The organism is Sporichthyaceae bacterium (assembly GCA_036493475.1).
Classification (GTDB): Bacteria; Actinomycetota; Actinomycetes; order Sporichthyales; family Sporichthyaceae; genus DASQPJ01.
The window spans coordinates 1-25,775 of sequence record DASXPS010000056.1; the positions used below are offsets into that span (position 1 = coordinate 1).

The 25,775-nt window shown below is 70.7% G+C and carries 21 protein-coding genes; 4 read left to right on the forward strand and 17 right to left on the reverse strand.

Annotated features, from left to right (window positions below; translation table 11 throughout):
• Positions 1-43: 43 nt before the first annotated feature.
• Both dnaJ and hrcA read right to left on the reverse strand, forming a co-directional pair.
• The gene (gene dnaJ, locus VGJ14_06135) at positions 44-1,180 is read right to left on the reverse strand and encodes a molecular chaperone DnaJ (GenBank protein HEY2831984.1); all 1,137 of its coding nucleotides are present in this window, start codon (positions 1,178-1,180) and stop codon (positions 44-46) included.
• Positions 1,173-2,210, reverse strand: a complete 1,038-nt coding sequence (gene hrcA / locus VGJ14_06140) for a heat-inducible transcriptional repressor HrcA (protein HEY2831985.1) — start codon at positions 2,208-2,210, stop codon at positions 1,173-1,175. The genes dnaJ and hrcA overlap by 8 nt, the downstream gene beginning before the upstream one ends.
• 188 nt (positions 2,211-2,398) lie before the next feature.
• On the opposite strand from hrcA, the gene VGJ14_06145 reads away from it, so the two are divergent.
• The gene (locus VGJ14_06145) at positions 2,399-3,223 is read left to right on the forward strand and encodes a DUF3097 domain-containing protein (GenBank protein HEY2831986.1); all 825 of its coding nucleotides are present in this window, start codon (positions 2,399-2,401) and stop codon (positions 3,221-3,223) included.
• Positions 3,224-3,230: 7 nt separating this feature from the next.
• Here the strand turns inward: VGJ14_06145 and hemW are convergent, their stop codons facing one another.
• From hemW to VGJ14_06160, 3 genes are read right to left on the reverse strand one after another with little or no spacing between them, the layout of a single operon-like run.
• Positions 3,231-4,385, reverse strand: a complete 1,155-nt coding sequence (gene hemW / locus VGJ14_06150; protein ID HEY2831987.1) for a radical SAM family heme chaperone HemW — start codon at positions 4,383-4,385, stop codon at positions 3,231-3,233.
• A 13-nt stretch (positions 4,386-4,398) separates the two neighbouring features.
• Positions 4,399-6,849, reverse strand: a complete 2,451-nt coding sequence (locus VGJ14_06155; protein ID HEY2831988.1) for an MFS transporter — start codon at positions 6,847-6,849, stop codon at positions 4,399-4,401.
• A 9-nt stretch (positions 6,850-6,858) separates the two neighbouring features.
• Positions 6,859-7,455, reverse strand: coding sequence for a TetR/AcrR family transcriptional regulator (locus VGJ14_06160; protein ID HEY2831989.1), 597 nt, complete (start codon positions 7,453-7,455; stop codon positions 6,859-6,861).
• A 188-nt stretch (positions 7,456-7,643) separates the two neighbouring features.
• Between VGJ14_06160 and VGJ14_06165 the strand changes: the two genes are divergently transcribed.
• On the forward strand, positions 7,644-8,366 hold the full coding sequence (locus VGJ14_06165) for a hypothetical protein (GenBank protein HEY2831990.1): 723 nt from the start codon (positions 7,644-7,646) through the stop codon (positions 8,364-8,366).
• A 38-nt stretch (positions 8,367-8,404) separates the two neighbouring features.
• On the opposite strand, the gene lepA is transcribed toward VGJ14_06165, so the two are convergent.
• A complete protein-coding gene (gene lepA, locus VGJ14_06170) occupies positions 8,405-10,261 on the reverse strand; it encodes a translation elongation factor 4 (protein HEY2831991.1) in 1,857 nt (618 codons plus the stop codon).
• A gap of 114 nt (positions 10,262-10,375) precedes the next feature.
• Between lepA and VGJ14_06175 the strand changes: the two genes are divergently transcribed.
• Complete coding sequence (locus tag VGJ14_06175) at positions 10,376-11,077, forward strand: uracil-DNA glycosylase (GenBank protein ID HEY2831992.1); 702 nt, start codon at positions 10,376-10,378, stop codon at positions 11,075-11,077.
• On the opposite strand, the gene VGJ14_06180 is transcribed toward VGJ14_06175, so the two are convergent.
• The 4 genes from VGJ14_06180 to VGJ14_06195 form a co-directional block, all read right to left on the reverse strand.
• Positions 11,074-12,168 carry a GH25 family lysozyme gene (locus VGJ14_06180; protein HEY2831993.1) on the reverse strand — a complete coding sequence of 365 codons (1,095 nt, stop codon included), beginning with the start codon at positions 12,166-12,168 and terminating at the stop codon, positions 11,074-11,076. The two genes, VGJ14_06175 and VGJ14_06180, sit on opposite strands and share 4 nt — an antisense overlap.
• Before the next feature lie 85 nt (positions 12,169-12,253).
• Positions 12,254-13,099: a transglutaminase family protein gene (locus tag VGJ14_06185; protein HEY2831994.1), complete on the reverse strand. Its 846-nt coding sequence runs from the start codon at positions 13,097-13,099 to the stop codon at positions 12,254-12,256.
• Positions 13,096-14,040, reverse strand: a complete 945-nt coding sequence (locus VGJ14_06190; protein HEY2831995.1) for an alpha-E domain-containing protein — start codon at positions 14,038-14,040, stop codon at positions 13,096-13,098. The genes VGJ14_06185 and VGJ14_06190 overlap by 4 nt, the downstream gene beginning before the upstream one ends.
• Positions 14,034-15,605: a circularly permuted type 2 ATP-grasp protein gene (locus tag VGJ14_06195; GenBank protein ID HEY2831996.1), complete on the reverse strand. Its 1,572-nt coding sequence runs from the start codon at positions 15,603-15,605 to the stop codon at positions 14,034-14,036. Before VGJ14_06195 ends, VGJ14_06190 begins: the two co-directional genes overlap by 7 nt.
• Positions 15,606-15,800: 195 nt before the next feature.
• Between VGJ14_06195 and rpsT the strand changes: the two genes are divergently transcribed.
• Positions 15,801-16,061, forward strand: a complete 261-nt coding sequence (gene rpsT / locus VGJ14_06200; GenBank protein HEY2831997.1) for a 30S ribosomal protein S20 — start codon at positions 15,801-15,803, stop codon at positions 16,059-16,061.
• 12 nt (positions 16,062-16,073) lie between these two features.
• Here the strand turns inward: rpsT and holA are convergent, their stop codons facing one another.
• From holA to VGJ14_06235, 7 genes are all read right to left on the reverse strand, one after another.
• A complete protein-coding gene (gene holA / locus VGJ14_06205) occupies positions 16,074-17,048 on the reverse strand; it encodes a DNA polymerase III subunit delta (GenBank protein HEY2831998.1) in 975 nt (324 codons plus the stop codon).
• Positions 17,048-19,495 carry a ComEC/Rec2 family competence protein gene (locus VGJ14_06210; GenBank protein HEY2831999.1) on the reverse strand — a complete coding sequence of 816 codons (2,448 nt, stop codon included), beginning with the start codon at positions 19,493-19,495 and terminating at the stop codon, positions 17,048-17,050. The genes holA and VGJ14_06210 overlap by 1 nt, the downstream gene beginning before the upstream one ends.
• Positions 19,495-20,271 (reverse strand): ComEA family DNA-binding protein, encoded by a 777-nt coding sequence (locus VGJ14_06215; protein ID HEY2832000.1) that lies wholly within the window; start codon positions 20,269-20,271, stop codon positions 19,495-19,497. Before VGJ14_06215 ends, VGJ14_06210 begins: the two co-directional genes overlap by 1 nt.
• A 135-nt stretch (positions 20,272-20,406) precedes the next feature.
• On the reverse strand, positions 20,407-21,237 hold the full coding sequence (locus VGJ14_06220; GenBank protein ID HEY2832001.1) for a DegV family protein: 831 nt from the start codon (positions 21,235-21,237) through the stop codon (positions 20,407-20,409).
• Positions 21,238-21,244: 7 nt separating this feature from the next.
• Positions 21,245-24,115, reverse strand: a complete 2,871-nt coding sequence (leuS, locus tag VGJ14_06225) for a leucine--tRNA ligase (GenBank protein HEY2832002.1) — start codon at positions 24,113-24,115, stop codon at positions 21,245-21,247.
• 236 nt (positions 24,116-24,351) lie between these two features.
• Positions 24,352-25,314 (reverse strand): metallophosphoesterase, encoded by a 963-nt coding sequence (locus VGJ14_06230; GenBank protein ID HEY2832003.1) that lies wholly within the window; start codon positions 25,312-25,314, stop codon positions 24,352-24,354.
• Positions 25,311-25,742: a cupredoxin family copper-binding protein gene (locus tag VGJ14_06235; protein ID HEY2832004.1), complete on the reverse strand. Its 432-nt coding sequence runs from the start codon at positions 25,740-25,742 to the stop codon at positions 25,311-25,313. The genes VGJ14_06230 and VGJ14_06235 overlap by 4 nt, the downstream gene beginning before the upstream one ends.
• Positions 25,743-25,775 lie beyond the last annotated feature (33 nt).

The window sequence follows — 25,775 nt, forward strand, 5'->3', positions numbered from 1 at the left end:
GTCGGACATTGGCGATGGGGGGCGCGTTCGCGATGGGGGTGCCTCAGCGGTTGCCGAACACGTCGCGGATCTTGGAGAACAGGCCGGGCTGACCGCTCTTCAGATTCCCGTCCGGCTCCTCCTCGCCGCGCAACTGGGCCAGCTGGAGCAGCAACGCCTCCTGGGCGTCGTCCAGCCGGGTCGGGGTCATCACCTCGATGTGCACGATGAGGTCACCACGCCCGGTCGCCCGCAGGTGCGGAATGCCCTTGGCGGTCAGTCGCTCCAACTTCCCGGACTGGGTGCCCGCACGAACCACCAGGTGGTGCGGGCCGTCCAGGGTCTCGATGTCCATCGCGGTGCCCAGGGCGGCCGCGGTCATCGGCAGCGACACCGTGCAGTGCAGGTCATCGCCCTGCCGGGTGAAGTACGGGTGCGGCGTCTCCAGGATCTCCACGTACAGGTCGCCGGGCGGGCCACCACCGGACCCGACCTCGCCCTCGCCGGCGAGCTGGATCCGGGTGCCCGTGTCCACACCGGCCGGGATCTTCACCTTCAGCGTGCGCCGGGCCCGCACGCGGCCCTCACCGTCACACTCGGTGCACGGGGAGGAGACGATCTCGCCGAACCCGCGGCACTGCGCGCACGGCCGGGAGGTCATCACCTGGCCGAGGAACGAGCGCTGCACCGAAGCGATCTCACCGCGTCCGTGGCACACGTCGCAGGTGACCGGATGCGTACCGGGCTCGGCGCCCTTGCCGCGGCAGCGTTCGCAGACCACCGCGGTGTCGATGTGGATCTCCCGGGTAGCGCCGAAAGCGGACTCGGCCAGCTCGATCTCCAGCCGGATCATCGCGTCGTTGCCGCGCTGCACCCGGCTGCGCGGGCCGCGCGCGCCGGACTGCCCGAAGAAGGCGTCCATGATGTCGCTGAACGCGCCGAACCCCGCCCCGCCGGTGCCGAACCCACCCGCGCCCGGGCCGCCCGCGGACAGCGGATCCCCGCCCAGGTCGTACATCTGACGCTTCTGTGGGTCGGAGAGCACCTCGTAGGCCGCGGTCACGTTCTTGAACTGCTCCTGCGCGGCCGGGTCCGGGTTGCGGTCCGGATGCAGTTGCATGGCCAACTTGCGATAGGCCCGCTTGATGGTCTCGGCGTCCGCGTTGCGGGGCACACCGAGAATCCCGTAGTAGTCAGGCACCCGGGTTGTCCCCCGAGATCATCTGTCCGACGTACCGAGCCACCGCACGCACCGCCCCCATCGTTCCCGGATAGTCCATCCGCGTCGGGCCGATTACCCCGAGCCGGGAGACCACCTCGCCCCGTCCGTACGCCGAGGCCACCACCGAGGTGCCGGCCAACCCGGCCAGTGCCGTCTCGTGCCCGATCCGCACGCTCAGGTCGGTGGTCGCCGCCTCGCCGAGCAACCGCATCAGCACGACCTGCTCCTCCAGCGCCTCGAGCACCACGTGCAGCGAGTCGGAGAAGTCGTGCCCGCTGCGGGTGAGGTTCGCCGCCCCGGCCATCACCACCCGCTGGTCGCGGGAGTGGTCAATCATCTCGCGCAGCGCCTCGACCACCCGCGCCACCACGGTGCCGTCGACCACCGGGTCGAGCACCCGGAACTGCGTAGCCAGCGCGGCCACCGCTTCGTCCGCGGCAGTCAGCCGCTTGCCGTCCATCACCGCGTTGAGCCGGGCCCGCAGGTCTGGCAACAGCTCTTCGGAGGTCACCACCGGGACCTCCACCACCCGCTGATCCACCCGACCGGTGTCGGTGATCAACACCATCATCACCCGGCCCGGCGCCATGTGCAGCAGCTCCAAATGACGCACCGTCGCCCCGGACAGCGACGGGTACTGCACCACCGCCACCTGGCGGGTGAGCTGCGACAACAACCGCACGGTGCGATCCACCACGTCATCGAGGTTGACCGCGCTGTCCAGGAAGTGCTGGATGGCGCGGCGTTCGGCCGGGGACAGCGCGCGCACCTCGGAGAGCCGGTCGACGAACAACCGGTAGCCCTTGTCGGTGGGGATACGCCCGGCGCTGGTGTGCGGCTGGGCGATGTACCCCTCTTCCTCCAGCACCGCCATGTCGTTGCGGATCGTGGCCGGGGACACCCCGAGGTTGTGCCGGTCGACCAGGGTCTTGGACCCGACGGGCTCCTCGGTGGCGACGTAGTCGCGCACGATCGCGCGCAGCACGGCCAGCTTGCGGTCATCGAGCACCGCGCACCTCCCGGCCCTGCGTCAACTGCCCGACAGTTAGCACTGTCGGGTGGCGAGTGCTTAGTCTACCGGCGATTGAGGCGAGCGGACCGCGAGCAGCGAGGAACGAGCGATCGCGAGTCCCGAGCCGATTGAAGCCGGTTGAGCGCAGCGAGCACCGGCCCGACGTGCCCGTTACGGTTTACGCGATGGACCGATATGCGGGCGATCCACTCGCCGGGAACTGGCGGCGGCCCACGGTGGTGCCCGAGGTGGCCGCCGATGTGGACCTGGTGATCGAGGTTTCCGAGAGCGGGTTCTGCGGGGCGGTGGTGGGCACCGAGAAGGGGCCCGGCGGACACCTGGTCACCCTGGAAGACCGGCTGGGGCGGCGCCGGGTGTTCCCGCTGGGCCCGGGGTTTCTGCTCGAGGGCAAGCCGGTGACGCTGATCGCCCCGGTGGTCGCCGCACCCAAGCCGTCGACGCGCACGGCGTCCGGCTCGGTCGGCGCCTCCGTCGGCACGCGCGCCCGGGTGGCCCGCGAGGGCCGCATCTACGTCGAGGGGCGGCACGACGCGGAGCTGGTGGAGAAGGTCTGGGGCGACGACCTGCGCGGCGAGGGGGTGGTCGTGGAGTACCTGGAGGGCGTCGACGACCTGCCGGCCATCGTCGCGGAGTTCCAGCCGGGGCCCGGCCGCAGGCTGGGCGTGCTCGTCGACCACTTCGTGCACGGGTCGAAGGAGTCCCGGTTGGCCCAGCAGGTGCGCTCGCCGCACGTGCTGGTCGTGGGGCATCCGTTCATCGACATCTGGGCAGCGGTCAAGCCGGACGCGGTGGGCATCGGTGCCTGGCCGACGATCCCGCCCGGTCGGCCGTGGAAGCACGGCGTGCTGGCGGAGTTGGGCTGGGACGTGGAACCGCACGTGGCCTGGCGGCGCATCCTCGGCGGGGTGCGCACCTGGAACGACCTGCAGACCCCGTTGCTCACCTGCATGGAACAACTGATCGACTTCGTCACCGACCCCAGCGACTGACCACCCGTCAGTCGGTCAGGTCGCGGATCACCGCATCGGCCAGCAACCGGCCGCGCAGGGTGAGCACCGCCCGGCCCGCCGCATGCGCGTCCGGTTTCAACAGGCCATCCGTGACGGCGCGGGCGGCGGCGGTGCGGCCGACGTCGGACAACTCGTCCAGACCGAGGCCGCCGCGCAGGCGCAGCTCGAGCATCACCCGCTCCAACTGCTGCTGAGCCGGCGTCAGCTCCTCGAAGTCCGCCGCCGGACTGCCCTGCGCCACCCGCTGCGCGTAGTCGCGCGGATGGCGCACGTTCCACCAGCGCTTCCCGGCCAGGTGCGAGTGTGCGCCGGGGCCGATCCCCCACCAGTCCCCGCCGGTCCAGTACAGCAGGTTGTGCCGGGCCCGCGCGGATTCCCCACGGGCCCAGTTCGAGACCTCGTACCAGTCGAATCCCGCGCCGGTAAGTACCGCGTCGGCCACCTCGTAGCGGTCGGCGAGGCCGTCCGGGTCCGGCGCGGGCAGTTCGCCGCGGCGCACCCGGGCGGCCAGTCGGGTGCCCTCCTCCAGGATCAGCGAGTACGCGCTGACGTGGTCCGGGCCGGCCTCGATCGCCGCGTGCAGGGAGTCCTGCCAGTCCGCATCGCTCTCGCCGGGCGTGCCGTAGATCAGGTCCAGGTTGACGTGCGCGAAGCCCGCCTGGCGGGCCCACTGCACGCACTGCAGGGCCCGGCCCGGCGTGTGCTGTCGGTCGAGTACCGCCAGCACATGGCTCGCCGCGCTCTGCATGCCGAACGAGATGCGGGTGAACCCGGCTTCCCGCAGCGCGGCCAATGACGCAGCGTCCACCGATTCCGGGTTGGCCTCGGTAGTCACTTCGGCGTCCACGGCCAGTCCGAACTCCTCGTCGATGACCGTCAACAGGCCGCCGAGTTCACTCGGGCTGAGCAGGGTGGGGGTGCCGCCGCCGACAAAAACGGTCTGCACCGAACGGCGGCCCATGGTGGCCGCCGCGTACCGGATTTCCGCGGCCGCCACCCTCGGATACTCCGCGCGACTACCGCCGCCGCCGAGGTCGGCCGCGGTGTAGGTGTTGAAGTCGCAGTAACCGCATCTGCTGGCGCAGAACGGCACGTGCACGTATATGCCGAACGGCACAGTGATGCCGAACGGTGCGCTCACACCGTCGATTGTGTCAGCGCGGAGAGGCGATCGAGTCCGTGTGCGAGAGGGTGACCTCGATCAGCACGTCGGCCGACTCTCTCACTGCGACCTCGGCCGTTGCGGGAGGGTAGCCCACCGCGTGCAGGGTGTAGCCACCCTCGGCGACATCGGCGAACTCATAACGCCCGGCGCTGTCCGTGCGGGTGTTCGCCACCACCGCGCCCGTCGGGTCCTCCAGCCACACCCGGGCGTCCGGGATGGGCAGGCCGGACGCGGTGCGGGCCACCCCGTTGACGGCCGCCCGACCGGGCACCGGCACGTCGTACACCGTGGTCCCGGATGACTCGATGAGCACGGCGGCCTGCACCGGTGTCGTGCCCTCGCGGTGCACCGACACGGTGCCCACCCCGGCCTGCAGGTCGGCGAATTGGTACCGGCCCGCGTCGTCGGTGCGGGTGGAGGCCAGCACCTGACCGGAGGCGTCGCTCCAGGTCACGGTCGCGTTTACCACCGAGCGCTGGGTGCCCAGCGTGTGCACGGTGCCCACCAGGCCGACGGCGCCGGACAGCCCGATCTCCACCTCGACGTCGGCGCTGGCCGCGGGCACGTGCAGCGTGCAGGCGTACGGCCGGTGCCGGGCGTGCCGGGCCACCAGCACGGCCTCGGTCGGCCCGGTGACCAGGAAGGAGAAGCGACCGTTGTCATCGGTCCAACCGCGGTCCAACTGGCGCCCGGCGTCGTCGAGCAGGGTGAGGGCCACCCGACCGATGGGGTGCCCGGCGTGGTCGCGCACCAGGCCACGCACATTGCCCCGGGTCGGCACCTGCTGGGGGTGGGATCCGTTGGCGGTCACCCCGATGATCGGGCGGGCGCCGGGCGCGCCGGACGCGGCCCAGGCGGGCGCGTCGTCGCGGGGTCGGCGGGGAATCGGTGGCACATCTTCCAGCGTGGCAGACCCGTCCGGCTGCAGGCCGGACGACACGGCGGCGCGCACCACCAGATCGGCGTGCATGGCACCGTCCAGGCGCCGCACGTTGACCAGCCAGATGATGATCGCGGCCGCGGCGAGCATGATCAGGGCCGACCACAACGCGGCCCGGACGTAGCCCTGGACCTGGGCGGCGATCAGCGTCTGCGGGTCGAAGGGCTTGCCCTTCATCCAGTTCAGGCTGCGGTGCGCGGCCACCGTGGACAGCAGCGCCAGACCCAACGAGGTACCGACCTGCTGGGCGGTGTTGATGGTGGCGCTGGCCACGCTGGCATCGCGCGGCTCCACCTCGATGGTGGCCCCGTTGAAGGCCGGGACGAACACCGCACCCATGGACACACCCAGCACGAGCATGGCGGGCAGCAGATCGTGGCTGAACGTGGACTGCGGGGTGAGCCGCAGCAGCAGGCCCATCCCGATCCCGGCACCGGTCAGGCCGAAGCCCATGATCCAACGCGGCGCGACCTTGGTGACCAGCGAGCTGACGATGCCGGAGGCCACGACGATGCCGATCGTCACCGACAGGAACGCGACGCCGGTGCGCAGCGGTGAATACCCGAGCACACCCTGCATGAAAAAGGTCAGGAAGAAGAACGCACCGAACAGGCCCAGCGCGGACAGCGCCACCGCGATGTTGGCGCCCGCCCGGGTGCGGTGCATCAGGATGCGCAGCGGCAGCACCGGGTTGGGCACCACGCGTTGGCTGACCACGAACAGGATCAACAAGGACAGGCCGAGGAACAACCAGAACAGCGTGGCGTTCTGCGTCCAGCCATGGCGCTCGGCCTCGGAGAAGCCATAGACCAGGCTGAGCACGCCGCCGGTGCCGAGCACGGTGCCCACCAGGTCCAACCGCCCCGGATGCTCCGGTCGGAACTCGTCGACGAAGGCATAGGCGCCGGCCACGGTGAGCACGGTGAGCGGGATGTTGATGAACATCGTCCAGCGCCAACTGGCGTACTCGGTGAGCACACCGCCGAGCACCAGGCCCAACGCGGAGCCGCCGCCGGCCACCACACCGAAGATGGCGAAGGCCCGGGCGCGTTCCTTGGCATTGGTGAACGTATTGGCCAACAGGGCCAGCGCGGCCGGCGCGAGCAGGGCGCCGAACACGCCCTGCAGGGCGCGTGCGGCCAACAACATGGCGAGGTTCTGCGCCGCCCCACCCAACGCGGAGGCCAGACCGAAGCCGAGCAGTCCGATGACCAGCGAGCGGCGCAGCCCCAGGTAGTCGGTCACCCGGCCGCCGAGCAGCAACAGGCCGCCGAAGGCCAGCGTGTAGACGGTGACCACCCACTGCCGGTCGGCCTCCGACACGTGCAGCCCCACGCTCATGCTGGGCAGCGCGACGTTGATGATCGTGGCGTCCACCACAATGACCAGCTGACCGAGGGTCAGCACCAGCAGGGCGAATGCCTTGCGGCGCGCGGCGTGATCTGGGTGTGGCGCCGCCGGTGCGGCGCCGGATCGAGCGACCTCGGACTCCACGGCCATCGCGGTCTCCTAGCGTTCGGCGGACGACAGCAGCGGCAGCAGGACGCGGTCGACGAGGCGGTGCAGCAAGGCGTCATCGACGGGTTCGCCGGTGATCAGGATGCGGGTCATCAACGTGGCCGGGGCGAGCTCGCGGACGAACTCCGGATCCGGGGCGGTGATCGCGCCCTCGGCGCAGTACCGGGCGAGTAGGTCATCGGTGGTCGCCCGGCAACGCGCGATGTCCGCGCGCAGCAGACCGGCCAACTCCGGGTCGCCCTGCATGGCGTGGACCATGCCCGCCAGCAGCGCGGCCTTGTCGGCGAAGCGGTCGCGCGCATTAGTGAGCAGGGTGAGCAGGTCGGCGCGCAGGTCGCCGGTGTACTCCGGGGCGATGTTGTCCGAGTCGGTGATGTAGCGCACCGCCGCACCGACCAACGCGGGCTTGCCCGGCCAGCGGCGGTAGATGGTCGCCTTGCTGGCCCGGGCGCGGGCGGCCACCGCATCGATGGTGAGCCGCTCGTACCCGATCTCGGTGAGCAGTTCGGCGCACACGCCGAGAATCTCCTGCTCGCGCGTGGTCAGCTCGGCCTCGTCCACCCGGTCCGACGTTGTCACCTCAGTCACGGCCCCCACCTTACGCGCGGAACAGTACGGTTCCGTACCGGTAAGCGCATGGACTGATCAACAAACCCCGGGCCCTCCTGACACGGCATCAGTAGTGACGGCGCGCCTCCGCCAGGTCACGCTGCGCGGTCGTCAAGATGAACTTGAGAGGCAGCCGGCCCGGGCTGCCCGGTACCCGGGGGGTAGCTGTGTTCGGACGGAAAACGGCGCTCGGGCTGTTGACCGGGGCGTTTGCGGCGACAGGGGTGGTCGGCGGGGGCGCAGCCGTGTGGGCGGCCAACGCCAAGACGACCCAGGCGGGCGACGTCATTCAGGCCTGTGCCGGCGATCACGGCGTATTGCGGCTGGCGGTCCCCGATTGCCGTGCCCACGAGTCCGTGATCAGTTGGAATGTGGAGGGTCAGCAGGGGCCGGTCGGTCCGCAGGGGCCGCAGGGGCCGCAAGGGCCCGCGGGTGTTGGCAGTGGACCGACATTCGATGTGCTGCCCTTCGTCGCGAACAACGTCGCGCACCGCACGGGGTACGTGCTCAGCACCCACCCCACGGCGATCCCCGACCTGCAGCTGGTCCTCCCCCGGCCCGGCACCTATCTGATCGCCGCCGATGTCCGCGGGGTGCTCGTGCAGAGCGCGGGGCACGACTGCTTCCTGATGGCCCAGTTCGTCCAGGGTTCGCCGGGCACCGCGGTGTCCGGCACCCAGCGCACAGTGGTGACCGACTTCACGACGCCCGGCACCGTCGTGGACGGCACCGCACCTATTCAGACCGTGCTGACCACCACGGTCGCGAACACGGTCGTCGAGGTCAGTGCGTTCGCGGTCAACTCGTTGGGCAACGCTTGCGCGGGCGTGGGCCGGATCATCTCCGATCGGCACGGAGCCAGCACGCTCAACGCGGTACGCATCCACTGATCGTCACACACGGGGCTTCGGGCGCCCGAACCCCCGACTTATTTGCTGCCCGCCCTCTTGGTGTCCGGTGACTCGTCGGTGGACAGCGCGGCGATGAAGGCCTCCTGGGGGACCTCGACGCGGCCCACCATCTTCATCCGCTTCTTGCCCTCTTTCTGCTTCTCCAGCAGCTTGCGCTTACGGGTGATGTCACCGCCGTAGCACTTGGCCAGGACGTCCTTGCGGATCGCGCTGATGTTCTCCCGGGCGATGACCCGGGTCCCGATCGAGGCCTGAATGGGCACCTCGAACTGCTGGCGCGGGATCAGCGTGCGCAGCTTCTTGGTCATCCGGACCGCGTACTCGTAGGCCTTGTCCTTGTGCACGATCGCGGAGAACGCATCGACCGGCTCGCCCTGCAGCAGGATGTCGACCTTGACCAGGTCGGCCATCTGCTCGCCCTTGACCTCGTAGTCCAGCGAGGCGTAGCCGCGGGTCTTGGACTTCAACGCATCGAAGAAGTCGAAGATGATCTCGGCCAACGGCAACGTGTAGCGCAGCTCCACGCGGTCGGCGGAGAGGTAGTCCATCCCGCCCAGCGTCCCGCGGCGTTGCTGGCAGAGTTCCATGATCGTGCCGACGAACTCGGACGGCGCGAGCACCGTCGCGCGCACCACCGGCTCGTAGATCTCCGCGATCTTGCCGTCCGGGAACTCACTCGGGTTGGTGACGATGTGGGTGCTCGCGTCCTCCTTGATCACCCGGTAGACGACGTTCGGCGCGGTGGAGATCAGGTCCAAACCGGCCTCGCGCTCGAGGCGCTCGCGCACGATCTCCAGGTGCAGCAGGCCGAGGAAGCCGACCCGGAAGCCGAAGCCGAGTGCGGCGGAGGACTCCGGTTCGTAGACCAGCGAGGCATCGTTGAGGCGCAGCTTGTCCAGGGCCTCGCGCAGCTCCGGGAAATCCGAGCCGTCGATCGGGTAGAGACCGGAGAACACCATCGGCTTGGGCTCGCGGTAACCACCCAGGGCCCCGGTGGCCGGGTTGATCGCATCGGTGATCGTGTCGCCGACCTTGGATTGGCGCACGTCCTTCACACCGGTGATCAGGTAACCGACCTCACCCACGCTGAGCCCCTCCGACGGACTCGGCTCCGGTGAGCTCACCCCGATCTCGAGGAGTTCGTGGGTCGCCCGGGTGGAGAGCATCAGGATTTTCTCACGGGGCGTCAGATGGCCGTCCACCACGCGAATGTAGGTGATCACTCCGCGGTAGCTGTCGTAGACCGAGTCGAAGATCATCGCCCTGGCCGGCGCGTCCGGGTCGCCGACCGGCGCCGGGATGTCCTCCACGATCTTGTTCAGTAGTTCGACCACGCCCTCGCCGGTCTTGGCGCTGACCTTGAGCACCTCGCTCGGCTCGCAACCGATGATGTGCGCAAGCTCAGCGGCGTACTTCTCCGGTTGGGCGGCGGGCAGGTCGATCTTGTTCAGCACCGGTATGACGGTGAGGTCGTTCTCCATCGCCAGGTAGAGGTTGGCCAGGGTCTGCGCCTCGATGCCCTGCGCGGCGTCGACCAGCAACACCGCACCCTCGCAGGCGGCCAGCGATCGGGACACCTCGTAGGTGAAGTCGACGTGGCCGGGGGTGTCGATCAGGTTCAACACGTGCATCCGGCCGTCCGGCGCGGTCCACGGCAGGCGCACCGCCTGGCTCTTGATGGTGATCCCGCGCTCGCGCTCGATGTCCATCCGGTCCAGGTACTGGGCGCGCATGTTGCGGGCGTCGACCACGCCGGTGAGCTGCAGCATCCGGTCGGCGAGGGTGGATTTGCCGTGGTCGATGTGGGCGATGATGCAGAAGTTGCGGATCAGCGCCGGGTCGGTCCGGTTCGGCTTCGGCGGAGTGGGCGGCACGCGAAAGATCCGTCTCGTGGCTGTCGGGAAGTGGTCGGCGGCGGCGCTGTGCGCCCGGCCCCATCCTCCCATGCCCTGGCGGGCCGCCCGGTGATCTCACTAGGGTCATCGGCCGTGACGGCGCCCACGCAACCCGCGGCCGGTCCTCGGCCACTGGCCGAGATCGTCGAGGCGGGGTGGGCGGGGGCGTTGGCGCCGGTGGCGCCGGTGATCGCGGCGATGGGTGAATTCCTGCGTGCGGAACTCGCCGCCGGGCGGTCCTATCTGCCCGCCGGGGCGAACGTGTTGCGTGCGTTCACCCGACCGTTCGACGCGGTGCGGGTGCTCATCGTCGGGCAGGACCCGTACCCGACGCCGGGGCACGCGGTGGGCCTGTCGTTCTCGGTGTCCGCGCAGACCCGGCCGCTGCCCCGGTCGCTGATGAACATCTTCCGGGAGTACGGCGCCGATCTCGGTCTGCCGCCGCCGACCAACGGAGACCTCAGCCCCTGGGCGGACCGCGGCGTGCTGATGCTCAACCGGGTGCTCACGGTGGCGCCGGGCAACCCGGGCTCGCACCGCGGCAAGGGGTGGGAGCAGGTCACCGAGCAGGCGATCCGGGCCCTGGTGGCCCGCGACGCGCCGCTGGTCGCGGTGCTGTGGGGCCGCGACGCGGCGACGCTGGTGCCCATGCTCGGTTCGACGCCGCAACTGCTCTCCGCACACCCGAGCCCGATGTCCGCGGACCGCGGCTTCTTCGGGTCGCGACCATTCAGCCGGGCGAACGAGTTGCTGTTCGGGATGGGTGCGGATCCGGTGGATTGGCGGTTGTCCTAGTCCGCGCCCTCCGCGGACAGCACCGGGCCTGTGCCGCGGATCGGCGCCACCGCGTCCACGCTGCTCAGACCCGCGAGCGCAAGCAGTTGATCGCGCGAGGCGAAAGAGATGTTGAAGTCCAGCGTGGACTGGCCGGCGTCGGGGTGGTTCATCTTCTGGTGCTTGTACTGCGCATAGGTGGCCGTGCTGGTGAACTGGCGGAAGGTGTAGGAACCCCAGGTGCCGACCGAGTTGCGCTGGTACGGGTCCTCCGCGGTGCCCGGCGCGGCGACGTTCCCGGCCAGGTGCTCGACAGGGGCGGTGCCGTCGAGGTAGCTGGCCCAGTTCAGCACGGTGCCCTCGGGCGCGGGCGGATTGCCCAGCGCGCCCGATTTACCGGCTTTCCCCCAGTACCGACTCAGCGTGTACACCACGATCTGACGGCCGGGCACCAACTCGCGCAGTCGCGCGCAGAAGTCGGTGATGTCGGCGTAGGACGGGCCGGAGGTCTCCGCCTCGTCCTTCCATTCCACGTCCACCATGAGCATGACGCCCGCCGCCCCGCCGGTCTCCTGCAGCCGCTGGAAGAAGGCGTCGGCCTGTGCCACGCCGTTGCCCTTCTCCAGGTAGTGGTAGGCACCGAACAACAACCCGGCCTGCTGGGCGCGCGCTCGGTTCACCGCGAAGTAGTCATCGGTGAACCAGGTGCCCTGGCTCGCCTTGGCGAACTCGAAGTCCATCCCGTCCGCGATCATCTTGGCCGGGTCGAGCAGCCCGGCGTTCATGTTCTCCTGCGCGCTGCGGCCCGGATTCGCGAAGTCCTGTTGCCGCTTGGCGACGTCCGGGCCGACGTACGGGCCGGACTCGGACAGCATCACCGGAGCCGGCAGCGCCACCGGGGCAACCGGTCCGAGCGGTGGCGGGGCGGTGGCGGCGTCGATGTGCAGGACGTCAGGCGCGGCCACCCGGGTCAGCACCACCAGGGCGAGTCCGGCAGCGACCAACGGACCGAGGGCGGTGAGCGATCGGGGTCGCGGCCGCGGCGCGCGCAGGGACACCGGAACAAGGGCGGCGACCACCTGCTCCTCGCCGTTCCACGCCAGGTCCGCCATGATCGGATCCGACGTCGGGATGGGGGCGGCGGTTCCGACAACGACCGGCCGGGTGAACTTCTAAGCCAATCCCCGGGCGGGCGGCTCAGGCCAGCCGGGTGACCTCGACCTGTACACCCAGCGCCGTGCCCGCCGGGCCGGAGTAAACACCCTTGTGCGGCAGCACATCCCAATAGTCGCGACCGCGGGCGACCACGACGTGTTCGGGGCCGACGGGTTTGCCGTTGGTCGGGTCGAAGGAGGTCCAGTCGCCGTCCCACCACTGCACCCAGGCGTGACTCTCCCCGACCACGGTGGCGCCGACCTCGGCCTCGGCGTCGGGGTGCAGGTAGCCGGAGATGTACCGAGCCGGGATGCCCAGGCCTCGCAGCGTGCCCACGGTGAGGTGCGCGAGGTCCTGGCAGACACCTTTGCGCTCCGCCCACGCCGCCATGGCGACGGTGTGCACGCCGGTGGACCCTGTTTCGTAGACGACCTGGTCGCGTAACCAGTCCGCCACCGCGCGGGCCGCTTCGGCCGGCGGTTGGCCGCCGGCCATCGCGCGGGCGGGCTCCAGCAGCGAATCCTCCACCGCGGTGTGCTCGGTCGGGGTGAGGAACTCCACGTGGCTGTCCCGCACCCGATCGTCGTGCAGTGCGTCCCACCCGACCTTCTCCAGGGTGCGCGCGCGGGAGTGCGTCTCGACCACCGACAGCGCGTCGAGCACCATCTCAGTGTGCGGGGTGTGCACATCGAAGGCGGTCACCTGGGAGCCCCAATAGTCGCGGTAGCGGGCTACCGCGACGTTCGGCGAGATGCTCACCCGAGTTTCCAGCGCGGTCTGCCCGGCGTCGGACAACGGGGTCATCCGCACCTCGTTGTACGAGGCCAGAACCGGCGATTCGTACCGTATGCCCGTACGGTGACGCACCCTCAGCCGCCAGGTGGTCATGCCGTCAGCTCCGCGGTCCAGGTCACCGGCGCGACGTGCGGGAAGTACCGTCGGGCCACCGCATCGGTGACCGCAGCGCAGGTCTCCTGCAAACTCTCCAGGTGCTCGGAGAAGTCCTCGAGCAGGCCCCCGCGGCTGCGGTACTCCAGGTCGGTACGGGCGCGGCCGAGCATCAGGCGGGCAACGTCGTCGAACCCGCTGCGGGCCGGCCGCGGGTCCAGGGTGGCCAGGCAGGTTTCGGCGGCGGACAGCGAGTAGAACACCGAGCGCGGGGACAAGCGGTCAACCATGAGGAACTCCGCGGCCAGGTAGTCCCGCACCGGACCGCGGTAGGTACGCAGATAGCTCTCGTAGGAGCCGCAGGAGCGCAGCAGCGTGCCCCAGGTCGGTGCCCGGCCGCCGGGCACGGTGCGCAACATGAGCAACCGCGCCGTCATGTCGGCGCGCTCCAGTGCGCGGCCCAGGGCGAGGAAGGTCCACCCCTCGTCCCGGCTCATGGTGGAGTCGACCAGACCGCCCAGCACCCCGGTGCGTTCGCGTACCCAGGAGAAGAAGCCGTGCGGGCCGAGGCGGTCGGCCACCCGACGCCGCTCCCCCAGCCCCATCCACGTCGCGTTGAGCGCCTCGAAGATCTCCGCGGAAATCGTCTCGCGTGTCCCGCGAGCGTTCTCCCGCGCGGCCGAGATCGAACCTGCGATTGCGCTGGGGTTGTCCAGGTCGTAGGCGAGCGCGGTCAGCACGTGGCCGGCGCTGGTCACCTCCTCCTCGTCTTCGGTGGTCACGCCCATGACTTCCATCAACGACGAGCACACGGTGCGCTCGTCCACCCACGGGTCCTCCACCAGCATCTGCATGTGCACGTCGAGGATGCGCGCGGTGCTGTCCGCCCGCTCCAGGTAACGGCCGATCCAGAACACGGACTCCGCGATACGGCTCAGCACGCGAACCCTCCCTGCTGCTGTTGCGCCATCTGCTGGCGCAGCAGCCCGAACGCGCCGGCCCGGCGCGGGCCGGGGTTGGAGGGCACACCGCGCGGTGAGTTCTGTGCCGCGTGCACCGGGTCGACCAGGACGTCGGAGCCGGCCAGCACCCAGGTGTCCTTGGAACCCCCGCCCTGACTGGAGTTCACCACCAACTGGCCCTCCGGCAACGCCACCCGGGTCAGGCCGCCGGGCAACACATAGACCTCCCTGCCGTCGTTGACCGCGAACGGACGCAGGTCGACGTGACGGGGTCTCAGGTTGTCGCCAACCAGGGTGGGCACGGTGGACAGGTGCACGACCTGCTGGGCGATCCAACCGCGCGGGTCGGCATTTACCTTGGCACGCAGCTGAGTCAGCGTGGTCGGGTCCGCGGCCGGCCCGATCACAATGCCCTTGCCGCCGGAGGCGTCCACCGGCTTGAGCACCAACTCATTCAGGTGCGCGAGCACCCAGGCCAGCGTGTCGGGGTCGTCCAGCCGGTAGGTGTCCACGTTGGCCAGCACCGGTTCCTCGGCCAGGTAGTAACGCACCAGGTCCGGCACATAGCTGTAGACGAGTTTGTCATCGGCGATGCCGTTGCCCACCGCATTGCAGATGGTCACCCCGCCGTCGCGGGCGGCGTTGAGCAGGCCGGGGCAGCCGATCGTGGAGTCGGCGCGGAAGTGCAGCGGGTCGAGGAAGTCGTCGTCGATACGCCGGTAGATGACGTCCACCCGGCGCTCGCCGGTGGTGGTGCGCATGTAGACGCGGTTGCGTCGGCACACCAGGTCGCGGCCCTCGACCAGTTCCACGCCCATCATCCGGGCCAGCAGCGCGTGCTCGAAGTACGCGGAGTTGTAGACGCCGGGGGTGAGCACCACGACCTCGGCATCCACCGCACCGTCCGGCGCCGCGGCGCGGGCCGCGGCGAGCAGCCGTTGCGGGTAGTCCGAGACCGGCATGACCCGGTGCGAGGTGAACGCCTCGGGCAGGCCGTGGGTCATCGCGCGGCGGTTCTCGATGACGTAGGAGACCCCGGACGGGGTGCGGATGTTGTCCTCCAACACCCGGAACTGCCCGGCCTCGTCGCGGATCACGTCGATGCCGGAGACCAGCACCCGCACACCGTTGGCCGGGACGACGTCCGCGGCGGCCCGGTGGAAGTGCGCGGAGGTGGCGATCAGCCGCTTGGGGATCACCCCGTCGGAGAAGCACTGACCGCGGTCGTACACGTCGGCCAGGAACGCCTCCAGCGCCCGCACCCGCTGCGCCACGCCGGTGGACAGCACCGCCCACTCATCGGCGGTGATCACCCGCGGCACGATGTCCAGCGGGAACGGCCGCTCCTCCCCGCCGAGGGCGAAGGTGACCCCACGGTCCAGGAAGGACAGCGCGAGCGCGTCGGCGCGGGCCTTGAGTTCGTCGGCCGCCATCGCCCGCACGGCATCGTGCACTGCGGCCATGGCGGCGCGCGGGGCGCCCTCGGGTGCGAACATCTCGTCCCAGGCCGCCCCGTGCGGGTAGTCCTGGAAGAGGTCAGCCACTCCCGCAGCGTATGGACGTAATGTTTCGGCCACTTTTCCCAGCGAAACGCCGGACATGAGCGCACTTCCTACCCGCTCCTGCCAGGTCGACACCCGCGGTTTGGCCGACGCCGGGGGACGCTGATAACCTCGGCGGTCGCGCACCGCTGCGGTGCGCTGTATCGGCGTGTCGGCGACCCAGAGGCGAGCTTCTTCGTGGCGAACATCAAGTCCCAGATCAAGCGGAACCGCACTAACGAGAAGGCGCGGCAGCGCAACAAGGCCGTGCGCTCCTCGCTGAAGACCTCGGTGCGCAAGTTCCGCGAGGCGGCCGCGGCCGGGGACACCGAGGGCGCGAATACCTTGATGCGTCAGGCCGCCAGGGCGCTGGACAAGGCCGCGAGCAAGGGCATGATCCACGCCAACGCCGCCGCCAACAAGAAGTCCGCGATGGCGCAGGCCCTGCACAAGCTGTAGTTCTCCGCCGGGTCAACTCTGCCGGCGCGCTTCGGCCACGCCGACCAGCGCCTTCTCCAGCGCGTACCCCGCCGACACGGCGCCGCCTTTGACGGCGGCGTCCGCAGCCGCGACCGCGTTGATCGCCCGCGCGATTCCTTCGGCGTCCCAGCCGCGTAGCTGCGCGCGCACCCGGTCGATCTTCCACGGCGGCATGCCCAGCTCGCGGGCCAGATCGGCGGGCTTGAGCCCCCGCGGTGCCCCGCCCAGCTTCGCGATGCTGCGCAGGCCCATGGCCAGCGCGGCGGTAATGAGCACCGGTTCCACCCCCGCGGACAGCGCCCAGCGCAGTTGCACCAGCGCGTCCGCGGTCTGCCCGTTCACCGCGAGGTCGGCGACCGCGAAGCTGGTCACGTCGGCGCGGCCCGCGTAGTAGCGGTGCACGGTGCCCGGGTCCACGGTGCCGGCGGTGTCCGCAATCAGCTGCGCGCAGGCGGCCGCGAGCTCGCGCAGGTCACCGCCCACCGCGTCGAGCAGCGCCTTGGCGCCGTCGGCGCTGACCCGCCGACCTGCGGTGCGGAACTCGGCGTTGATGAAGGCCAGTTTGTCGCCGGGCTTCTTGACCTCGGCGCAGTCCAGCACGACCGCCTTGGCCTTGCGCGCGGCCTCGAGCAGGCTTTTACCCTTGGCCCCGCCCGCGTGCATCAGCACGACCGAGACATCCTCCGGCGGGTCCCCGATCAACGCTTCGACCTCCGGCAGCACCGCGGCGGCCAGGTCGTGTGCGCTGCGCAGGATCACCAACCGGCGCGCCGCGAACAGCGACGGCGCACACAATTCGTCCAGGGAGCCCGGCGTGAGCACGGCGGGCAGCAGGTCGTGCACGTCGGCCTCGGCGTCCGCCGCCCGGATCATGCGCCGGGCGCCGGCCACGGCACGTTCGGCCAGAAGTTCCTCGGGGCCCAGCACGAGGGTGAGCCGGGGCAGCGACGCAGGGGTCTCGGACATCACGGCAAGCCTGCCATGCGCCGCCGACGAGCGTCGGTGGGCGGGGCCGCCATACCGGCCACGCCGGGCATCCGACCCGACCCACCGCCGGATCCGGACCGCGCGGCGGCGCGCAGCTGACCGTCCTGTACAGCGACCGCGAGGTCGCCGCCGGTGTCGGTGCGCAGGGTGCGGGCGCCGGTACCGCGCAGCATGGCGAGGGTGCGCTCGGCGGGGTGGCCGTAGTCGTTGTCCGCGCCCACCGAGACCAGCGCGACGCGCGCGTGCAGCGAGCGCAGAAACTCGTCGTCCTGGTAGCTGGACCCATGATGCGGAACCTTCAGCACGTCCACGCGCAGGTCGGGCTCCGCGCGGTGAATCACCGCCTGCGCGGGCGGCTCGACGTCGCCGGAGAGCAACACGCGCAGGCCCGCCGGGGTGACCGCGGACAACACCACCGAGGCGTTGTTCGGCGGTGAGTCCCCGGCCAACAGCACGGTCGGCCACAGCACGCGCAAACGCAGCCCGCCCAGTTGGCGCATCTCGCCGGGACGCGCGCGCCGCACCGGCACCCCGGCTGCCGCGGCCCAGTGGGCGACGCGCGCGGCCTCTTCCGGAGGGTCGTCCAACGGGCTCACCTCGATACACGTCACGCGTCGACCGCGCAGCACCCCCGGCAGGCCCTCGACGTGATCGGCATGGAAATGCGTGAGCACCAGCAACGGGATGGCTCGGACCCGCAGCCGACGCAGGCACCGGTCGACCGGGGCCGGGTCCGGCCCGGCGTCGATCACCACCGCAGCGCCGGATGTCACGGACAACACCAACGCGTCGCCCTGCCCGACGTCGCAGGCGACCAACTGCCATCCGGGTGGCGGCCAGAGCAGCGGGCGCAGCATCGGTGGCATGGGCAACGGTGGACGCACCAGCAACGCCCCGACCAGCACCGCCAGCACTGCGACCCACGCCGGCCGGGAGCGGAAGGAGCCCGGCCCACGCCGCGCGATGAGCAGCGCCAGGACGGTGAGCCCGGCGAGCAGGGCCGCACCGCGCGGACCATCGGGCCAGGGCAACGTGGCGCCGGGCAGCGCGGCGCAATGGTGGGCCACCGCGAGGATCCAGGCCGCACAGGCGCCGGCCGTTCGGGCCGGTAGCGCCGCCAGTGTGGGTGAGAACGGTTGGGCGGCGGCGGCGAGAAGGCCGCAAATCATGGCCGGGGCCACCACGGGTGCGACCAACAGGTTCGCCGGGATGGCGACCAGACTGATGTTCCCGGACAGCAGCACGATCAGCGGTGCGCAGGCGACCTGGGCGGCAGCGGGCACCGCGATCACCGTGGCCACCGGAGCCGGCAGGTGCCGGGACAGCGACGCGCGCCAGCGCGGTGCAAGGCCGAGCAGGGCGGCGGTGGCGGCCGTGGACAGCGCGAAACTGAAGCTGCGCGCGAGTGCCGGATCGGCGAGCACCAACAGCACCACCGCGGCGCACAGCGCGGACACCGCCCGGGCCGGTCGTCCGATGGCCAGGCCGATCAGGCCCACCGCGCCCATCACGGCGGCGCGCAGCAGGCTCGGCGCGGGGCCGACGACGAGCAGGAACCCGACAACCGCGACGCCGCCGAGCGTCGGGCGCACGCGCCGGGGCAGACCGAGGCGGCCGGCGAGGAGAAGCACGACCGCGAGCAGGATCGCCACGTTGGCCCCGGACACCGCCGTCAAGTGGGTCAATCCGGCGACCTTGAACTCCGCGGTGGCCGTGGGTTCGATCGCCGAGGTATCCCCCACCACCAGTCCCGGCACCAGCGCCCGTGGCCCGGCGGGCAGGTCGGCGACCGCGGCGCGCAGGTCGGCGCGGACCGCGGCGGCCCACCGGTGCGGCCGGGATGCACCAGTCAGCCGGGCGCCCGGTCGCGGCGTCCACAGCATGGCCGCCTGCCCGCTGTGCGGACGGGCCGGTGCCAGTCGGACCTCGGCGGCGTACCGCTCCCCCGGCAGCACACGTCGCCAGGCGAGGTTCGTGCTGTGTAACACCGCGGGACTGCGGATGCGACCCACCCGTCCGCGACCGACCACCCGCTCGACCCGTACCGCCACCGCGACCACGGGTCGCGCCGGGCCGTGTCGCGCGGGCGCGGTGAACACCTGTGGGTATTCGCCAATGCGAAGCTGCACGTCCACGATCGCGCGTTGTTCGGCCAGCCGCGGCAACGGCCCGGCTCGGCTCGCGTGCGCCCTGGTCCCGGCAGCGACCCCGGCGGCGCAGCCCGCCACCAGACAGGCGATCAGCACCCATGCCCCGGGGGTGCGACGTCCCCGGCGGAGCAACCAGCCCACCGCCGCCACCGCGAGCAGGCCGGCGGTGGCGAGCAGGGCGCCCGGCGTGATCGGCGTGAGCCAGGCAACCGCCCACACCGCAGCGGCTACCGGCACCAGGCGCAGGTCGTGCGGCGCCGGGGCGTCGGTGCGCACTACACGTGGACCAGCGTGCGCAGCACCGCGAAGCGCGCAGGCCCGATGCCGGAGACCTCTTGTAGCTCCTGGATCGTGGAGAACCGGCCGTGTGCGCCGCGCCAGGCCAGGATCCGGGAGGCGAGCACCGGGCCGACGCCGGGCAGCGTCTGCAGTTCGGCCGACGTCGCGGTGTTCAGGTTGATCGGAAAAGCCGCACTCGGGCGGACCGCGACCGGGCGCCGGGATATCCCTGCCTTGCCCACCGTGGATGTCGGGACGGGCGAGGGCGTCGGGTGATCGGGGTCGAGCACGATCTGCTCACCGTCGGCCAACGGACGCGCCAAGTTCAGCGACCGGGTGGACACCCCGGCGCGGGGCCCGCCGGCGGCGCGCAGCGCGTCCTGCACCCGGGCGCCGGCTGGGACGAGCACCACGCCCGGCCACCGCACCCGACCCTCCACGTCGACCACCAGTGGCGGCGCGCTGCCCGTGGCCGGTGTCGCGCCGGGGGCGGGCGTCGGCGTCGGGGTCGGCAACGGTGGCGGGCTGCCCTCGGCGAGCACGCTGCTGCCGACGTCGATCAGCTGCGGACGGGCCTGCCACCACACCCACCAACCCAGCGCGATGCCGACCGCCGCCACCGCGCACATCACCAGCGCGCTGTGCGCGTCCCAGCGCCGCCGCAGGCTGCTGTCGCCCTCGGCATCGGTGCTCGGCGAGTACCACCAGGCATACCACCGCCCGCGCAGGCGCGAACGGACGAGGCGCAGGCGAGAGAAGAGATCCGGCTTCACGGGCGGGACGTTAGGCGGCCGGGCATGATCGTCGTCGGGAGTTCAACCGCCTGTGGAAAACCGGCTCTGACGAGCGATCAGCGCCACCCCCCTCTTTTGCGCCGTACCCGCCGCCGTAGCGTTGCTCGCGGCGTGTCAGAGGCGACGCAGGGCCACCGCCAGCAGGCCGGGGCCGACGTGTGCGCCGACCGCCGCACCGATCTCCACCACGTCCACCCGACGGGCGCCGGGCACCTGCTTGGCCAGCCGGTCGGCCAGTTCCGCGGCGGCCTCGGCCGCGCCGAGGTGCTGCACGGCCAACTCGACCACGGCGTCACCGGAGCGCTGCACGCCGAGTTCCTCCAGCCGGGCCACCGCCCGGGCCCGGGTGCGCACCTTCTCCGCGGGCACGATCTGACCGTCGATCAGGCCCAGGATCGGTTTGATGGCCAACGCGGTGCCGAGCACGGCCGCCGCAGCACCGATCCGGCCACCGCGACGCAGGTGCTCCAGGGTGTCCACGTAGAACCACACGTCGGTTTGGGCGTTGCTCGCCCGGGCCGCCGCGGCCGGATCCTCGCCGCGGTCCCGCGCCGCCACCGCCGCGCGCACCGCGAAACCCAATCCGAAGCCGACCGAGGCGCTATCCACGACGTGCACCGGCAGCGTCGCGTCCGCAGCCGCCGCACACGCCGCCGTGTACGTCCCGGACAACGCAGCGGACATGTGCACCGACACGACTGCTGCTGCGCCGGCCGCGGCGGCCCGGGCATACACCATCGCGAAGGCCTCGACGCTGGGCTGTGCGGTGCTCACCGTCGAGCCGGTCTGCAACGCGCTCACGATCTGATGCGGCGTCAGATCGTCCTCGGAGAACTCCTTTCCGTCGATGGCCACCCGCAGCGGGACCACGACCACGCCGGCCGCGGCAGCCTCTCCCTCGGCCAAACTGACCGCGGAGTCGGTGACGATCTGTACCGGGCGCACCGGTGACTCAGGCCGGGACCACGTTGACCAGCTTCGGGGCGCGCACCACCACGGTGCGCACCTCGCGACCGGCCAGGGCGGCGACCACCTTCGGGGCGGCCAGGGCCAACTCTCGCAATGACTCCTCGCTGGTGTCCGCGGACACCTCGATGCGGTCGCGGACCTTGCCGCCCACCTGCAGCACGCAGATCACCGTTTGGGCCACCAGCAGCGCGGGATCGGCCTGCGGGAACGGCAGGTATGTCAGCGAGCCGGTGTGCCCGATGCGCGACCACAGTTCCTCGGCCACGTGTGGCGCCAACGGGGCCAGCATCAGCACCATGGCCTCGGCCGCCTCCCGCGGCAGCTCGGCGCCGTCGGCGAGCAGCCGCGACAGGTGGTTGTTGCACTCGATGAGCTTGGCGATCGCGGTGTTGAACCGCAGGTTCGCCATGTCGCGGCCCACGCCGTCGATCGTGCGGGCGATCACCGTGCGGGTCTCGGCATCGGCGGCCACATCGGCGACGCGGCACCTCCCGCTCTCCTCATCGATGACATTGCGCCAGAACCGTTGCAGGAAGCGAAAAGAACCGACCACCGCGCGGGTGTCCCAGGGCCGCGAGACGTCCAACGGACCCATCGACATCTCGTAGAGCCGCAGGGTGTCCGCGCCATACTCCTCGAACATCTGATCCGGCGTCACGGAATTCTTCAGGCCCTTGCCCATCTTGCCGAACTCGCGGTTGACCGGCTCACCCTGATAGGTGAAGACGCCGTCCTGTTCCACGACCTCCGCGGCCGGAACGTGGATCCCGCGCGAATCGGTGTAGGCGTAGGCCTGGATGTAGCCCTGGTTGAACAGTCGACGGAACGGCTCGGAGCTGGACACGTGGCCCAGGTCGAACAGCACCTTGTGCCAGAACCGGGCATAAAGCAGGTGCAGCACGGCATGTTCCACACCCCCGACGTACAGGTCGACGCCACCGCAGTCGCCGGGTGCCTGCGGGCCCATCCAGTACCGCTCGACGTCGGGGTCCACGAAGACAAGGTCATTGGTCGGGTCCAGGTAGCGCAGTTCGTACCAGCACGATCCCGCCCACTGCGGCATTGTGTTGGTCTCCCGGTGGTACTCGCGCGGGCCGTCCCCGAGATCGAGGGTGACCGTCGTCCACTCAACGGCTCGCGCCAACGGCGACTCGGGTTCGGATTCGGTGTCATCGAGTTCGAACGTGCGCGGCGAGTAGTCGTCGATCTCCGGCAGCTCGACCGGAAGCATGCTCTCCGGCAGTGCCCGCACCCCGTGCTCGTCGTAAACGATCGGGAAGGGCTCACCCCAGTAGCGCTGCCGGCTGAACAGCCAGTCGCGCAGCTTGTACTGCACGGTGGGCACGCCCAGGCCCTTGGCCGCCAGCCACTCGGTGATCGCGGCTTTGGCCGCGGTCATCTCCAGGCCGTTCAACGAGATTTCCGCGTTGGCCGAGTTGATGGACACCCCGTCCCCTGTCCACGCGCCATCGGCCCAGTCCGCGGGCGGCGCCACGGTGCGCACGTGCGGCAGCCCGAACGCGGCGGCGAATTCCCAGTCCCGTTCGTCCTCGGCGGGCACGGCCATGATCGCGCCGGTGCCGTAGCCCATCAGCACGTAGTCCGCGATGAACACCGGGATCAACGCGCCGTTCACCGGGTTGGTGGCGTAGGCGCCGGTGAACACCCCGGTCTTCACCCGGCCCTCGGCCTGCCGCTCCACCTCGCTCTTGGCGGCGGCCGCGGTGCGGTAGGCGGCCACTGCTGCGGCGGGCGTGTCTGCTCCACCTGTCCAGGACGCGGGCAGGTCCTCCGACCAGGCGCCGGGCAGCAGGTCGTCGACCATCGGGTGCTCGGGGGCCAGCACCATGTAGGTGGCACCGAACAGCGTGTCCGGGCGGGTGGTGAACACGGTGATCGCCGTCTGCTTGCCGCTGGCGGTACGCACCGCGAAGTCCACCCGGGCACCCACCGAGCGCCCGATCCAGTTGCGCTGCATCAGCTTGATCGGCTCGGGCCAGTCCAGCCCGTCCAGATCGGCGACCAACCGGTCGGCGTAAGCCGTGATGCGCATCATCCACTGGCGCAGGTTGCGTTTGAACACCGGGAAGTTGCCGCGTTCGCTGCGGCCATCCGCGGTGACCTCCTCGTTGGCCAGCACGGTGCCCAGGCCCGGGCACCAGTTGACCGGGGCATCGGACAGGTAGGCCAGCCGGTGGTCGTCGAGCAGTTCCCGTCGCTGAGGATCCGTCAGATCACTCCACGGCGTGCCGTCCGCTGTAGGCCGGGCGCCGGAGGCGTAGGCGGCCTCCAACTCGGCGATGGGCCGGGCGGCGTTCGCGTCCGCGTCGTACCAGGAGTTGAAGATCTGCAGGAAGATCCACTGCGTCCAGCGGTAGAACGCGGTGTCGGTGGTGGCCACGCTGCGCCGGTTGTCGTGTCCCAGGCCGAGCGCGCGCAACTGGCGGCGCATGGTGGCGATATTCGACTCGGTGGTGACCCGTGGGTGCTGCCCGGTCTGCACCGCGTACTGCTCGGCGGGCAGGCCGAAGGCGTCGTAGCCCAAGGGATGCAGCACGTTGTACCCGTTCATCCGCTGGTAGCGGGCGAACACATCGGTACCGATGTAACCCAGCGGGTGCCCGACGTGCAGACCCGCACCGGACGGGTACGGGAACATGTCCATCACGTACAGCTTCGGCCGCCCGGCCACCGCCGCGGCGTCGCCCAGTGGCCCGGATGGGTTCGGCGTGTGGAACGTGCCCTCGAGTTCCCAACGGTCCTGCCACGCCTTCTCGATCTCGCTGGCGAGGGCCGCCGTGTAGCGGTGCGGGGCCGCGTCAGCGCCGGCATTCGGGGTGCTCGTCTGGCTCATGGTCACCAGTCGAGGGTATCCGCGCGGACCGGCCCGCCCGGCCAACGCACCGCCGCACACCGGCTGCGCAAGTCCCCCGAGTGTGTAGTTGTGCAGCTTCTTTGGGCCAGTTGACCTGCGGTTCTCCACACTCGGGAGAGAACCGCAGGTGCCGGGCGCGGCGAGGCGTGCGAAGCGGCAAGACGTGCCGGACGGAGGATGCCGACGATCGCGGCGCCGGCGGTGACGACCGCAGGTCAGCTCAGGTGGCGGTCCAGGATGGCGGGGCCCGCGCCGCCGGCACGGAAGGTGACCTCGCGGATGCCCAGGGCGTCCTTGAGCTTGCCCGCAGGCAGCGTCTGCGGGGTGGGGGCGGGGCCGTCGCCGGGGCGCGGCAGCGGGTAGGCGGTGGTGGTCGCGCTGTGGAAGGTGATTTTCCCGTCGGTGTAGCTGAACAGTTGGTGCACGTGCCCGTTCAGGCAGGTCACCGAGGAGAACCGGCGCAGCATGTCGAGCACCTGCATTGCGTCATCGGTGCCCCAGCCCCAGTTCGGGTACATGGCGAACAGCGGGATGTGGCTGAACACCAGGATCGGAGTGTCCGCGGACAGCCCGGCCAGGTCCTGACGCACCCAGTCGATCTGGTCCTGCCCCAAATGCCCGAGCTTCTCCAGGATCAGCGAATTCACCAGGCCCAGCACGTGCACGCCCTTGACGTCGAGGGAGTACCAACCGTCCCCCTTGGTACCCGCACCGAACACCGCGCGGTACTTGTCCCCGTGATCGTCGACCGCGTCGTGCTCGCCGGGCACGGTGAACACGCCACCGGTCTTCATGCCCTTCATCATCTGGTGCACCTGATCGAATTGGGCCGGGGTGGCCAGGTGCGTCAGGTCCCCGGTGTGCATGACGAAGTCGGGCGTCAGCTTCAGCCCGTTCACGTCCGAAATGGCCCGCTGGAACGAGGCCGTGACGTCGGTGTTCGCCGGGCCGGTGAAGCCGATGTGCGAGTCCGAGACCTGCACGATGTGCAGGGCCGCGGGGTCGGCGGCCGCAGCCGGGCTGGAGCCGCCGAGCACGTGCGAGATCACCTCCCCACCGGTGACGGTCACGGCCACCGCGGCGCCGAACCAGCTCGCGTGCCGCAGCAGCTGACGCCGGGTCATGCCCTGGCCCGGCTCCGTGCTGGGCGCATTCGTTGACTCGCTGCGCTCGCTCAACCGGTCACCACCACGGTGGCGACCATGAACGGGTGGATCGAGCACAGGTAGTCGTAGCTGCCCGCCTTGGAGAAGGTGTACTGGAAGCTCTGCCCCTTGGCCAACGAACCGGAGCGGAAGGTCTCGTCCTTGGCCACCACGGTGTGCTCGTCGGCGTCGTTGTTGGTCCAGGTGACCGTGGTGCCGACCGGCACGGTGAGCTTGTCCGGGCCGAACTTGTAGCTGTCGATGAGCACCTTCGCGTCGGCCGCATTTGCCGCGGTCACGGAGGTCGGCGTCATCGCCATGCCGGGCATGGCGGCGGTCGCGGTGTCCGGCGCGGCGGGCGCGGGCGCGGCCTGTGCGGTGCTGCCGCAACCGGCCATCAGCAGACCGGCCAGCGACAGGCCGGTGGCCACCGAACCGATATGGGTCAACGTCGATCGCACTGTGGTATCCCCTCGTCAATGGTCCGTCAGTTC